The organism is Nonomuraea phyllanthi, assembly GCF_006334985.2.
In the GTDB taxonomy this organism is placed as follows: Bacteria; Actinomycetota; Actinomycetes; order Streptosporangiales; family Streptosporangiaceae; genus Nonomuraea; species Nonomuraea phyllanthi.
Genome location: NZ_VDLX02000023.1, coordinates 36,061 through 48,706 on the forward strand (window position 1 = coordinate 36,061; position 12,646 = coordinate 48,706).

At 72.0% G+C, this 12,646-nt stretch carries 11 protein-coding genes; 7 read left to right on the plus strand and 4 right to left on the minus strand.

Annotation, left to right across the window (positions count from 1 at the left end; translation table 11 throughout):
- The first annotated feature begins 63 nt into the window (after nt 1–63).
- From FH608_RS42405 to FH608_RS42420, 4 genes are all read left to right on the plus strand, one after another.
- Complete coding sequence (locus tag FH608_RS42405) at nt 64–441, plus strand: thioredoxin family protein (protein WP_139636764.1); 378 nt, start codon at nt 64–66, stop codon at nt 439–441.
- Between the two features lie 171 nt (nt 442–612).
- A complete protein-coding gene (locus FH608_RS42410; RefSeq protein ID WP_139636518.1) occupies nt 613–1,026 on the plus strand; it encodes a DUF4395 family protein in 414 nt (137 codons plus the stop codon).
- Nucleotides 1,023–1,862 carry a sulfurtransferase gene (locus FH608_RS42415; protein WP_139636520.1) on the plus strand — a complete coding sequence of 280 codons (840 nt, stop codon included), beginning with the start codon at nt 1,023–1,025 and terminating at the stop codon, nt 1,860–1,862. The genes FH608_RS42410 and FH608_RS42415 overlap by 4 nt, the downstream gene beginning before the upstream one ends.
- The gene (locus FH608_RS42420) at nt 1,862–2,167 is read left to right on the plus strand and encodes a DUF1416 domain-containing protein (RefSeq protein WP_139636522.1); all 306 of its coding nucleotides are present in this window, start codon (nt 1,862–1,864) and stop codon (nt 2,165–2,167) included. Before FH608_RS42415 ends, FH608_RS42420 begins: the two co-directional genes overlap by 1 nt.
- Before the next feature lie 95 nt (nt 2,168–2,262).
- Here the strand turns inward: FH608_RS42420 and FH608_RS42425 are convergent, their stop codons facing one another.
- The gene (locus FH608_RS42425) at nt 2,263–2,811 is read right to left on the minus strand and encodes a helix-turn-helix domain-containing protein (protein ID WP_139636524.1); all 549 of its coding nucleotides are present in this window, start codon (nt 2,809–2,811) and stop codon (nt 2,263–2,265) included.
- Nucleotides 2,812–3,037: 226 nt separating this feature from the next.
- Here FH608_RS42425 and FH608_RS42430 point away from each other — a divergent pair, with 226 nt between their 5' ends.
- A complete protein-coding gene (locus tag FH608_RS42430; RefSeq protein WP_139636527.1) occupies nt 3,038–4,279 on the plus strand; it encodes a hypothetical protein in 1,242 nt (413 codons plus the stop codon).
- Between the two features lie 21 nt (nt 4,280–4,300).
- Here FH608_RS42430 and FH608_RS42435 read toward each other — a convergent pair whose 3' ends face one another.
- The 3 genes from FH608_RS42435 to FH608_RS42445 are packed head-to-tail and all read right to left on the minus strand — an operon-like array spanning nt 4,301 to nt 7,417.
- Nucleotides 4,301–6,097, minus strand: coding sequence for a hypothetical protein (locus FH608_RS42435; RefSeq protein WP_139636529.1), 1,797 nt, complete (start codon nt 6,095–6,097; stop codon nt 4,301–4,303).
- A gap of 7 nt (nt 6,098–6,104) precedes the next feature.
- Nucleotides 6,105–6,758, minus strand: a complete 654-nt coding sequence (locus tag FH608_RS42440) for a hypothetical protein (RefSeq protein WP_139636530.1) — start codon at nt 6,756–6,758, stop codon at nt 6,105–6,107.
- Entirely contained in the window at nt 6,755–7,417 is a 663-nt protein-coding gene (locus FH608_RS42445) for a hypothetical protein (protein WP_139636531.1), read from the minus strand. The genes FH608_RS42440 and FH608_RS42445 overlap by 4 nt, the downstream gene beginning before the upstream one ends.
- Before the next feature lie 179 nt (nt 7,418–7,596).
- On the opposite strand from FH608_RS42445, the gene FH608_RS42450 reads away from it, so the two are divergent.
- Entirely contained in the window at nt 7,597–9,546 is a 1,950-nt protein-coding gene (locus FH608_RS42450; RefSeq protein WP_139636533.1) for a hypothetical protein, read from the plus strand.
- A 168-nt stretch (nt 9,547–9,714) separates the two neighbouring features.
- Nucleotides 9,715–12,594 (plus strand): ATP-binding protein, encoded by a 2,880-nt coding sequence (locus FH608_RS42455; protein WP_226900401.1) that lies wholly within the window; start codon nt 9,715–9,717, stop codon nt 12,592–12,594.
- The last annotated feature ends 52 nt before the right edge of the window (nt 12,595–12,646 follow it).

Consider the following 12,646-nt stretch of genomic DNA (forward strand, 5'->3'; position numbering starts at 1 on the left):
GGCTCGGTGGTGGGGGTGGTGACGCTGCGTCCCGACGGACGGATCCGCGACGCGGACTCCGGCATGGGCGGCGAACGACTGTCCGCCGCCGACCTCGGGGCAGGGGCCGATCTGGGGGAACGGGCCACGCTCGTGCAGTTCTCCACCGCCTTCTGCCAGCCGTGCCGCGCGACCAGGCGGATCCTCGCCGGCGTGAGCGACCTGGTGCCGGGCGTGCGCCACGTCGAGATCGACGCCGAGTCCCGGCTCGACCTCGTACGGCGCCTCGACGTCGTGAGCACGCCCACCGTCCTCGTGCTCGACGCCGGCGGGAGGATCGTCGAGAGGGCCGCCGGCCTGCCGCGCAAGGCCGACGTCCTGGCCGCGCTGGCGGCGGCCGTGACCGGGCCGCCCGGGCAAGAACCGTCTCAAGATTCGTCTCACCAACCGGACGAGATGTGACAGATGACGAGACGCCGAGTAGTGTCGTCGGCATGAACCCATCGACAGAGCTGCTCACGAAGCGGCGCGCGGTCGATTTCTGCCGCGTGACCACCGCGCTCTGTCGCGCTGCCTGAGGACGATCCCGCGGACGTCAGGTCCGCCCCGTCGACCCTTCAGGAGCATCCTTCGATGCGTGCCGATCCCAGAGCGCTGCGCTTCGGCGCGGCCATCACCACCCTGGTTCTCGCCCTCGTCCTGGTGACGGGGAGTGCCTGGCCGCTCGCCGCCCTGGCGGCGGTCTTCGCGCTCGGATTCGCGTGGCGCTCCCCCGACTCGATGCTCTTCAAGGCGCTCGTCACGAGTGCCCCGAAGGAGACCGAGGACGCCCGACCGCCCCGCTTCACGCAGGGGGTGGGGCCTGTCCTCGCGGTCGCGGGGCCGGCCGGACACCTCGCCCGGATCACGCCGGTGGCCCTCGCGGCCTCGGCCCTGGCTCTCCTCGCCGCCTTCCTCAACGCAGCCATCGGATCCTTCCCCGGCTGCGCAACGTACCTGCTCATTCGCCGTCTACTGCCCGCCGCCAACATGGAGGTTTCCCAATGAGCCGCTCCGCCGCCCTGGTGGACGCCGACTGGGTCGAGGCCAACCTCGACACCCCTGGAATCGTCCTCGTCGAGGTCGACGAAGACGTCAGCGCCTACGACAAGGGCCACATCCGTGGCGCCGTGAAGGTCGACTGGCGGCAGGACCTGCAGGACCCGGTGCGCCGCGACTTCGTGGACAAGACCGGTTTCGAGGCCCTGCTGTCCGACCGCGGCATCTCCAACGATGACACCGTCGTGCTCTACGGCGGCAACAACAACTGGTTTGCCGCCTACGCGTACTGGTACTTCAAGCTGTACGGCCACGACAACGTCAAGCTGCTCGACGGCGGGCGCAAGAAGTGGGAGCTCGACTCCCGCGAGCTGGTGCGCGACGTGCCGCAGCGGGCCAAGACGCAGTACGTCGCCCAGGAGCAGGACGCCAAGATCCGCGCCTTCCGCGACGACGTGGTCGCCGCCGTCGGCAAGCTCAACCTGGTCGACGTGCGCTCGCCCGACGAGTTCACCGGCAAGCTGCTCGCTCCCGCGCACCTCCCGCAGGAGCAGGCGCAGCGCGCCGGCCACGTGCCCACCGCCCGCAACATCCCGTGGTCCAAGGCGGCCAACGACGACGGCACGTTCAAGTCCGACGACGACCTGCGCACGCTCTACGGCGAGGCCGGGGTCGACTTCGGCAAGGACACCATCGCCTACTGCCGCATCGGCGAGCGTTCCGCGCACACCTGGTTCGTGCTCCACGAGCTGCTGGAGCAGGACAACGTGAAGAACTACGACGGTTCATGGACCGAGTACGGCTCGCTCGTGGGCGTGCCGATCGAGCTGGGGGAGGCCCGCTGATGACGACGACTGCACAGGGTTGCGGAGCGCCGGAGCAGACCATCGCGCTGCCGGCCGGGATCGACCTGTCCACCCAGGCCGTGATCCAGGGCGTGGTCTCGGGCGCCGGCACGGCGTACGCCCGCCTGCTCGACCACTCCGGCGAGTTCACCGGCGAGGTCGTGGTGTCCGACGAGGGCGTCTTCCGCTTTTTCGCCGCTCCCGGCGACTGGACCGTCCGCATCATCGCGGGCGGCGGCGTCACGAGGGACATCAAGGTGGAGGCGAAGCTGGGCGAGGTCTCCTCGCTCGCGGTCGCCGTCTGACCTGCTGCTGGGCCTGCTGATCGGCCCTGCTCGTCGGCCTGGGGGCCCGCGTCCGCTGCGGACGCGGGCCCTTTCGCGTGCGCGGGCCGCGGCGGTCAGGGAGGGACCGGGTAGCGCATCAGGAGCGTGGCGCGTACGACGTCGGGGCCGTGCGCGCGGTAGCCGTGCGGCACGTCGGAGAGCCACGAGATGTGGTCCCCGGCACGGGCCGTGAGCGGCTCGTGGATGGGCCCGGCGCTGAGGGTGCCGCTGAAGACCGTGACGTGCTCGCTCACCCCCTCGTGGTGCGCGGGCGAGGTCTGGGTGAGGCCGGGCGGCACGCTCACCCGGTAGAGCTCGTACGTGACGCGCTCGTCCTCGAACACCTCCAGCAGTTCCGCCTCCATCGCCGTCCCGCGCATGATCCGCGGCTCGGGCGGCGCGTCGAGCAGCGCCGCGATCGGCACTCCGAGCTGCGCCGTGATGGCCCAGAGCGTCTGGAGTGCGGGGTTGTGCGCGCCGATCTCCACGTCGGCGAGCGTGGCCTTGTCGACGCCCGAGCGCTTGGCGAGCTCCGACAGCGACACGCCGCGTTCGTGACGCAGCCGCCGCAGGCGGTCTCCCACCACGCGGGGGTCGGCGTCCATTGCGGGCTGAGGCTCCATACCGTCATGGTGCGCGCGCCACGCTCCCTGGCTGCCCTCCTGCCGATGACGGTTTTGTCACTGCCGGGAGACCGCACCCGCACCGGCGCGCGTGCGCTCATCGGGAAGGGTCGCCTTTCGCCAGTTGCGGCTGCGGCAGAAGGGACAGACCGATACGATTCTGAAAATGTCCGGTTCGACAGGTGTGACGGCGCCGCCCCGACCTGGGCCAACGCCGGCTCAGAAGATGCCGTCGCCGTACTCGCTGCCCCTCCACACGCTGCGGCTGGCGGGCAGGTGCGCCCTGCCGCTCGCCTTCTGGTTCGCTGCCGGCGAGCTGGCGCGTTTCGTGCTGCTGTACGGCGCCACCGAGATCGCGTACGGCGACTTCCGGCAGGTCCGGCTCGTCGCCGTGATGACGCTGCTCACGTTCATCGTCATGTCGGCGATGACCGTCACCACCGGCATGCTGTACGCCCTGCGCGACGCGCTGTGGGAGATGCGCGCCAGGGCCGACGACGGTCTGGACCAGGAACGGTTCTTCCGGGTGCTCGACCGGGTGGCCCCGGCGTTCGCGGTGCTCTATCTGGCCTGGGGGTTCCAGACGGAGGACATGCGGGACGTGTACCAGATGGACATGTTCCACCACTTCTACGACCAGACCGACGCGTCGTTCTTCGGTGAGGACTCGGACGTCGGCCGCTCGCTCGTCGACCTGGACTGGCGGGTCTCGCTCGGAGCGATGGTCGTCACGTTCGGCCTGAAGTGGCTCTTCGCCAGGTTCGTGGAGAAGGGCAAGGGCAAGCTGTACGGCTTCCTCGCCGCGTTCTCCGAGTTCGCGTTCGTCTTCTACGGCCTCAACGCCACCCTCGCCTTCGCCGACGCGCGCAAGGAGTGGATGGAGCACCGCAGCGTGGTCGCCGGCTCGGAGGAGATCTGGACGGAGGCGCAGAAGAGCGTGCCGATCTGGAAGACCGTCACCGACGTCTTCGGCGACGTCTGGCCGCTGATCCTCGACGCCGTGGCCGTCCCGCTGGCCTGGCTCACCGTGGCCATGCTCGTCTTCGGCGCGTACTCCGACGAGACCCGCCACCTGGTCAGGGGCACCCGCCTGGAGCGGGGCGTGGAACGGCTCGAAGGCAGCCACGACCTCACGCAGAAGTCGTTCGACCAGCTCACCAGCGGGTTCAAGGACCGCTGGCTGCCGTTGGCCAACTCCCTGCGGATGATCTTCAAGAGCGGCGCGGCGCTGTTCGGCATGATGTGCCTGTGCTACGTGAGCCTCTCGGTGGCCGGGCAGTACGCGGAACGAGCCCTGCTGACGCTGATGGGGACGCGTGACGAGTGGTCCGGGGCCATCATGGAGCCGCCGGTGGCCTTTCTGGCCGAGATGATCGTGACCGTGCTGACCATGGCGCTGCTCGCGGCCACGTACGACCTCGCCGCCACCAGGGCCCGCCTCAGCGGCGAGCCGCTCTCCGACGTGTGACCCCGAGCCGGACGGCGGGCGTCAGCGGCGCCTGAAGCGCAGGACCTCCACGTCCTTCTCCATCTTCTCCACGGCCTCCCGGCTGAACAGGTCGTCGATGGGCGTGTCCGACCGGTAGGTGCTCGGCCGGAACGACAGCTCCACCTCGTTCGCCACCGGGGTCGGCACGAGCGCCAGACCCTGGATCTTGTACGCCTTGCCCACCACCAGCCGGTCCGTCGGCAGCTCGCCCACCTCCTGCGCCACCACCGTCCAGACCCGGCCGGTGCGGTCGTCCAACTGGATCTCGGTGGGCTTGGCCGTCATGGTGGCGTTGGCCTCGTCGAGCACCTTCTTCGTGATGTCGACCTGCAGCCAGGTCACCTCGGGGCCGTGCTTGCTGTCCTCGGGCGGCTTGGCGGGCGAGATCGTGGCCCGGTACTCGATGTTGTTCACCCTGCCCGCCTGGCCGGCGGCCACGATGATCTCCTTGGTCTCCTTGGTGGTGCTCGTCTCGTAGAAGAGGTAGCCGTCGTACGACTGGGCGCCCATGGTGAGGAGCGACACGACGACGGCGCCCGCGGCGATCAGCACGGTCCGCTTCCGCCGCGCCTTGGGCGCCCCGCCGCTCGGGGCCCGCCGCGCGCTCTCGGGGCCATGCGCTCCTTCGGTCTGCTGCGCCCCGTCGGAAAGCTGCGCCGCCTCCGGGTGCCGCGCCGCGTACGGTCCCTCGGTCGGGTGCGCGGCGTACGACCCTTCGCCCGGGTGCGTGGCGTACGGTCCCTCGCCCGGGTGCGCGCCGTACGGCCCTTCGCTCGGGTGCGTGGCGTGCGGCGCCTCGCCCGGGTGCGCCGCGTACGGTCCCTGGGCCTGCTGCCGGGACCCGAACGGGTCCTCCGGGTGGAGCGGCGGTCCGGGAGGAGGGACGGCGCCCGGGCGCGGGGGGAAGGGCGTGGCGGGGGCGTGCGGCGGCGCGCCGGCCGGCGGCGCGCTCTGCCGTGTCTCGAAAGGCTCCTGTACGGCCGGGAGCGGCTGCGTGACGCCGCCGATGGGCTCGCGCTGGGCGGGCGGCCACACCTGCTGGTCCGGCTGTCCGTGCCTGGCCCGCCCCTGCGGCGCCCCATGCCGCGGCGGCACCCTCGGCCCGTGCGCCGGCTGCTGCCCTTGCTGTCCATGCGCCGGCTGCTGTCCATGCGCCGGCTGCTGCCCGTGTGCCGGCTGCTGCCCGTGCGTCGGTTGCGGTCCGTGGGCGGGTTCCTGCCCGTAACCCGGATACTGCTCCTGCGCCGCGTGCTGCCCGTGTGCCGGCCCGCGCCCATAGGCCGGCCGATCGTGCGCCGGGTCCTGCTCGTACGACGGCCGGCCGTGCGCCGGTCCCCGCCCGTACGGCGGCTGCGGGCCGCGCGGCGGCGTGCTCGGCCAGCCCAGCGGGTCCTGCCCCCAGTCGCCCGGCTGGTCGTCCAGCGCGTCGTACCCGGGAGGCGGCGTCGCCCGGCCGCGGCGCCCGCCGTGGCGCGGCGGCGGCGTCCCCTGGCCGGGCGGCTCCCCCAGGGGTGGCTCTCCCACGGGTGGCACCCGGGGAACGGGTGCGGTCTCGTCAACGGACGGCACCCGGGGGACGGGCGCGGTCTCGGCACCGGGCGGGGTCGCCTCCCAGGACGGCGGCTCCGGAAGCGGCGCGCCGGAACCCCGCCCCGGTCCGGGCGGCGAGGAGGCCCGGGGGCCGAGCCCGGCGGGCGGCTCCTGGCTGGGCGGCGGCGGAGGCGGGGACGGGGAGGGGTCGTCCTCGCGCCGCCGCTCGTTCTTGGGCGAGAACCAGTCGCGCTCGTTCGCACTCATCGTGGGATCATTTCTTGTCGGTCGAGTAGACGCTCTGCGGCGAGGCCACGAGCTTGCGCGCGCCCTCCTCGTCCAGGCCGAGGTCCACCTCGACCTCCGGCTGGTACGACTCCACCAGGAACCCGCCCGGCAGCGAGAACACCACCCGCGCCCCCGGCAGCACGGAAGCCGGCACCTCGAAGAAGAACTTCCCGCTCACCCAGATGTCCGGCTGCACCCACACGTTGGCCAGGGTCAGGTCGCTGTTGACCCGGTCGGTCGCGTCGAAGCGCTTGCCGTCGGCGGTCAGCAGCACGGGCTGCCCCAGGTGGTAGGGCTTGCGGCTGGACTTGGCGGAGGCGCTGACGATGAGGAAGATGTTGTCGGTCCCGATGGTCGTGCGGCCGCTCTGGATCGACTTGGCCGCCATGAACGAGTCGAGGCGCACGGTGAAGCGCCGGGCGTCCACGGCCTCCCCCTTGACCCCGGTGTACGTGAGCGGGTCGGCCTGTTCACCCTCGCTCTTGTGCAGGGTCTGGACGGCCACGGCGGCGGCCAGCATCGCGAGGCCCGCGAGGAGGCCGAGCAGCCGGGACCCCGTGCCGCGCTCCCGGGGGGCCCGTCTGCCGCCGGCGGCGCGCCGGCCGGGCACGGCGGCCGATCTCGGTTGTGTCGTGGTCACGCGGCGTCACCCTTCTTGACGTTGAGCGTCACCCGCGCCTTGATTTCGGGGATCCACTTGTCGCCCACCTCCTGGGCGACCATCTGCCAGCGCGGCACGTTGTCGTTGGCGCCGGCTTCGAGCTCGAACGACGCCACGTCCATGCTGATCTTCGCGGGCGGCTGCTCGCCTGGCTTGAGCCGGAAGCGCACGATGACCTGGCTGGCCATGTCGGGTTGCAGCTGGCGGGTCTCGCCGCCCTTGGCCCGCGCGAAGGCGAACGGTCCCGCCTCCTTGTCGAAGGCCGGCGTGATCTTCACCAGCGACGAGGCGAAGGACGTCATGGCGAACGCCTGCTCGATCTTCTGGGCGGGCAGGCCGACCTGGGCGGTCTCGTCGCCCTTGTTGGTGACGTCGAAGACCAGCTCGACGAAGCGCTTGTCCTCGTCGACCACCGACGTCGCCCTCTCCACCGTCACCCGGGACTCGACGAACTTGGTGGAGTAGAGGCCCTGGTCGAGCACCGCGCCCTGGCCCAGCGGGTCGGGCTCGTCGGGGGCCTCGCGCAGCCCGCCCAGCATGGCGGTGATGCCGACGGCGGTGAACGCCACGAGGGCGAAGGCGGGCACCACTACCGGGCGTCTGGGTTTGTTACTGCTTGCGCCGGAGGGTTCCGTCATGAGTAAGGATGGTAATAGGTCTCGCTTGTCTCATCTGCCGCAATGCTCCCATCGGACGGGGAGAATTGCCGAGAAACCCTGCCGCTACGGGGCTCAAAGCTCATACGCTGTCACGGAGCGAAAAGGGCTGGAAGGGCCGGTCCTGACCTCTAACGACATATCGGCGGCCGGAGGGTCACGTGACGGACGTGCATCCCGAGCATGCCCAGCTGCAGGCGGACCGCATCTACCTGGGCTGGCAGTACATCCTGCTGCACCCCGACCCGGGACCGCCACCCAAACGCCCATCGCCGGCCGAGGAGCCGCCGGACGCCGCCGCCCGGCCCGACCCCGCCGAGCAGGAGCTGCTGCGCCGCGAGCGGATGCAGGAGGACATGCTCAACCGCCCGGTACGGGTCTTCCGGATGTTCATGCTGGTGCTGTCCGTGCTCATCCTCGGCGCCGGCGTCGGGGGCTACCTGGCGTGGCCGTTCGCGCTGGCCGGGCTCACCGCGGCCGGCGGGGTGGCGGCGATCTGCAGTTACGCGCTGCTGCAGGGCGACAGGGCGGTCAAGTACCGCGTGCTGGAGCAGCAGGCCAGGAACGAGCGGCAGCGCGAGGAACGTGACAAGGAGCTGTTCCGGGCGCAGGAGGAGCACGCCCAGCGCTACCGCGAGTGGCAGGAGTCCAAGGAGCGCCACGACAGGCAGCTCACCTGGTACGCGGTGGCGGTGCCGGACGAGATCGACCGCATCGACGTGGCGGGCGGCACGCTGCCCGGCTGGTCGGCGCTGATCACGCTGCTCGGGGCCACGCGGCTCTACACCGGCGGCCATCTAACCGTGCTGGACCTGTCGGAGGGCGCGATCGCCAAGGACCTGATCGAGCTGGCCCGCAAGGGCGGCGACGACCCGCTGGTCTGGGTGTTGCCGGTCGACCTGCCCAAGCTCGACCTGGGCGCCACGCTCAAGCCCGAGGCGTTCGCGGACGTCCTGGCGCACGTGGTGAGCGTGAGCGAGGAGCACCGCACCACGCGCGACCTCAGCTTCGACAACGCGATCCTGGAGCGGGTGCTGGAGGTGCTCGGCGAGAACGCCACGATCAGCCAGGTCACGGCCGCGCTGCGGGCCCTGGCGCAGGTGGGCGACCCGCGCGACGACCTGCGGTTCGGGCTGATCACGGCGACCCAGCTCGAGCGCATCGGCACGCTGTTCGGCCGGGGTGTGAGCGACCGGGTGGTGATCGAGCGGGCCTGGGCGCTGGAGTCGCAGCTGCGCAAGCTGGAGACCCTGGGCACGCAGGCCGTGCGGCTGCCGCCGGCCAGGCTGCGGGTGGTGAGCATGGACCGGCAGGCCGGCGTGTTCGGCAACCGGGTGCTCGGCACGTACGTCGCCACCGCTCTCACCCACATCCTGCGCCAGTCGCCCGCCTCCGACCGGCCCTGGTACCACACGATCATCGTGGCGGGCGCGGACAAGCTCAGGGGCGACGTGCTCGACCGGCTGATGGACGCCTGCGAGACCTCCCGTACGGGGCTGGTCCTGACCTACAGGTCCCTCACCCCGACGGTGCGGGAGCGGCTCGGCAGGGGGCACGCGGCGGTGGCGTTCATGCGGCTCGGCAACGCCGAGGACGCCCGGGTCGCCAGCGAGCACGTCGGCACCGAGCACCGGCTGGAGCTGGCCCAGCTCACCGAGACGATCAGCGAGTCGCTGCCCGGCCTCGACGGCGGCTACACCTCGACGATCGCGCAGATGGACGACGACAGGGAGGCCAGGGACGAGAGCCACGCCGACCTGGCCGGCGACATCACCGAGTCGACCGAGTGGGGCAGGACCGCCGACAAGATCTCCGAGAAGGAGCGGGTGCTGCAGCGCTCGCGCGAGTTCCTCGTCGAGCCGCACCAGCTCCAGCAGCTGCCCACGACCTCCGTCATCGTCACGGACGCGACGGCCCAGGGCCGCCGGGTACGCCTCGCGGACGCCAACCCCGCCATCCTCACCTTCCCCAAGACCACCCTCGGCGAGCTGGAGGAGGTACGCGAGGCCGTCCTGGCGCTCGACCCCACGGCGCGGGACGGCGAGGAGGAGCCCCCGCCCAACCTCGGACCGCCACCGCCACGCCTGGACTGGCGCAAGGGCAGGCAATGACATGGTCAATGTCAAGGCGACGAGCTGACGGCTGGCGGAATTTAACAAAGAACCGTCTGTGGGGGAAATGAAATGCAGCCGAGTGTGTCGCTGAGTGGGCCCTGGTATCGAATCCAGTCGATCGCAGCACCCTCGCGAAGCTCGTCAGCGGAATGGGATTTCGTCACCGTGCTGCCCGCGGTGCTGTCGGCGGCGCAGCGCGACCGGCCGTTCGTCATCGGGTGGCTGTCGCGGGGGTCCGGTGCGCCGCTCGAACTGATCACCAACGCCGGGCCGCTGTCGCCGCCGCGCCAGCCGCGCCGGGCCACCGACGTGCCCGAGCGCCCGAGCGGGCCGCAGCCGCTGCTGTTCCCCGGCGGGGCGCGCGGGGTGCAGCTCGACGAGGAGTACCTCGCCGACCTGGCGGACCTGGTGTGGACGCCGTGCCCCGGGCGGCAGGCGCCGCCGCTGGGCAGCAAGGGGCGCGAGTTCGATCCCGACGAGCTGAGGCGGCCGACGCTGTTCGAGTCGACGCTGGTGACGCTCATGTCGCGGCCGTTCGCCTGGCTGGTGGTGGCGGAGCCGACCGACCTGCTCGACGCCGAGGTGGCGCACCTGCGTACCCAGCTGAACGTGCTCAGGCAGTACGGCGACGCCTCCGAGCGCTCCCGGTTCGACGCCGAGCGGGCCGAGCGGCGCATGCAGGAGCTGGACTCGTTCAGGGAGGCGGGGCTCTGGAACGTACGCGTGCTGGCCGGCGGCGCCACCGCCGAGGAGCTGCGGCAGATCGCGCCCGTGCTGGTCGGGTCGGTCGAGATGAGCCATCACCCGTACCGGCTGCGCAGCTCGCACGGCGCGGCCTACGGCCTGCCCGAGGCGCTGGCCATCACCATGCAGGACCCGGCCGACGGCGCCGCCGCCCCGTTCGCCGCGACCGCGGGGGCGCTGGCGGCGCTCGCCGGGCTGCCCAGGCGCGAGGTGCCGGGCGTGCGCGTGCTCGAATCCGGCTTCTTCGACGTGACGTCCGAGGCGGACGGCGGCGAGCTGGAGCTGGGCGAGATCCTGGACGGGCAGGACCGGGCGGTCGGCTCGTTCCGGGTGCCGCTGGCCACGCTCAACCGGCACGCGTTCGTCACGGGCGCGACCGGCTCCGGCAAGTCGCAGACGGTGCGCCACCTGCTGGAGCAGCTCAGCAGGGCGCGCATCCCGTGGCTGGCGATCGAGCCCGCCAAGTCCGAGTACGCGGCCATGGCGGGGCGGGTGGAGGGGCAGGTCACGGTCATCAACCCGTCGGCTCCCGACGGCGTGCCGTTCAGCATCAACCCGCTCGAACCGGAGCCCGGCTACCCCGTCCAGGCCCACATCGACATGGTCAGGGCGCTGTTCATGGCCGCGTTCGACGCCGAGGAGCCGTTCCCGCAGATCATGTCGCTCGCGCTCCAGCGCGTCTACGAGGCGACCGGCTGGGACGTCGTCACCGGCGGCGCCGTGCCCGGCGCGAACGTCCCGCCCAGCGTCCCCACCCTCGAACAGCTCCAGCAGCACGCCATGGACGTGATCAAGGAGATCGGCTACGGCCGCGAGGTCCAGGCCGACGTCGAGGGCTTCATCTCGCTCAGGCTCAGGTCCCTGCGGGTCGGCTCGGCCGGGCGCTTCTTCGAGGGCGGCCACCCCGCCGACATCGGCGGCCTGCTCGAACGGGACGTCGTGCTCGCGATCGAGGACGTGGCCAACGACGAGGACAAGGCGTTCCTCATGGGCACGCTGATCATCAGGATCGTCGAGCACCTGCGCATGAGAGCCCGCAGGGAGAGGTCCCACGGGCTGCGCCACGTCATCGTGATCGAGGAGGCGCACCGGCTGCTGCGCGACCGCGGCCACGGCCGGGCGTCCACGCACGCGGTCGAGCTGCTGGCCGGCCTGCTCGCGGAGATCCGCGCGTACGGCGAGGGCATCGTGGTGGCCGAGCAGATCCCGACCAAGCTCGTCTCCGACGTGGTCAAGAACACCGCGCTGAAGGTCGTGCACCGGTTGCCCGCGGAGGACGACAGGAAGCTCGTCGGCGCCGCCATGAACCTGAGCGACGAGCAGTCCCGCCACGTCGTCTCGCTGCAGCCCGGCTCGGCCGCCGTCTTCGCCGACGGGATGGACCGGCCGCTGCGGGTGCGCGTGCCGCTGGGGGAGTCCAGGGAGAAGGTGCTGCCGGGGCCGCCGCCGCCCATCCGGGGCCGCCGGTCCGCGGCGTGCGGCGCCACCTGCCGCACGGGGCAGGCGTGCACGCTGGTCGAGCTGCGCGAGGCCGACGTGCTGGCCGACGCGCCCGACTGGGCCTGGCTGCGGATCTGGTGCGACACGGTCGTGCTCGCCTTCGTCACCAACCGGCCGCTGCCCGGCGTGCCGCGCGTCCTGTCGGCCGCCTGGGCCGACCTGCCGGCGCGGCGCAGGGAGTGCCTGCTCGCGACCCTGATCGAGCGCTCGGTGCAGCGGCGCGCCTGGTCGCTGCGGAGCTGGTTCGACCCGTCGCTCCTCACGGAGAAGGCCGGCGAGACCGCCACCCGCCTGCTCGCGGGGCTCGAAGGCGGCGGGGAGCGGCCGGGCGCCTCCTGGGTGATCCCGCAGGTCCGCTGGCTGCACGAGGTCGACAGGCTCTTCCCGTACGGCCTGCCCGCCCCCAACCTGCGCAGCCCGGCGCCGCCCATGGAGTACGCGCTGTTCCGCCAGCCGCCGAACGGCAACGGCTCCGCGCCGGACCTCGTCCACACCGAGCTGCTCGGCCACCGCGCCAAGGCGCTGCGGCACCACCCGCTCTCGATGGAGGTGGACCGCAACCGGGCCCTGGCGTGGCGGGTCATCCTGGGCGACGACGAGAACGAGGCGGTGCAGCGCGACATCACGGCCGTGGCGATCGGGATCGAGTCGTCGGCCCGGGTGCGGCACGTGGGACAGACGATGGGGGCGGGCTGGCTGGAAGGGGTGCTGTCGTGGCCCAGGCGCTTCGTGCTGCCGTTCGACCACGGCGGCGCCCCGGAGATCACCTTCGCCGACGTCACCGCCCCGAGCCTGTCCTGAGCGCCTCCCTGACCCCTTGCGCGCTGTCCTGAGCCGGCGTCGGGGGCGGGGG

What these genes read in the sequence shown, in the direction of transcription:
- FH608_RS42425 (WP_139636524.1), bottom strand. Translation starts at nt 2,811, where the DNA reads ATGGAGCCTCAGCCCGCAATGGACGCCGACCCCCGCGTGGTGGGAGAC.
- FH608_RS42445 (WP_139636531.1), bottom strand. Translation starts at nt 7,417, where the DNA reads ATGACGGAACCCTCCGGCGCAAGCAGTAACAAACCCAGACGCCCGGTA.
- FH608_RS42410 (WP_139636518.1), top strand. Translation starts at nt 613, where the DNA reads ATGCGTGCCGATCCCAGAGCGCTGCGCTTCGGCGCGGCCATCACCACC.
- FH608_RS42430 (WP_139636527.1), top strand. Translation starts at nt 3,038, where the DNA reads ATGCCGTCGCCGTACTCGCTGCCCCTCCACACGCTGCGGCTGGCGGGC.
- FH608_RS42415 (WP_139636520.1), top strand. Translation starts at nt 1,023, where the DNA reads ATGAGCCGCTCCGCCGCCCTGGTGGACGCCGACTGGGTCGAGGCCAAC.
- FH608_RS42435 (WP_139636529.1), bottom strand. Translation starts at nt 6,097, where the DNA reads ATGAGTGCGAACGAGCGCGACTGGTTCTCGCCCAAGAACGAGCGGCGG.
- FH608_RS42405 (WP_139636764.1), top strand. Translation starts at nt 64, where the DNA reads ATGGGCGGCGAACGACTGTCCGCCGCCGACCTCGGGGCAGGGGCCGAT.
- FH608_RS42420 (WP_139636522.1), top strand. Translation starts at nt 1,862, where the DNA reads ATGACGACGACTGCACAGGGTTGCGGAGCGCCGGAGCAGACCATCGCG.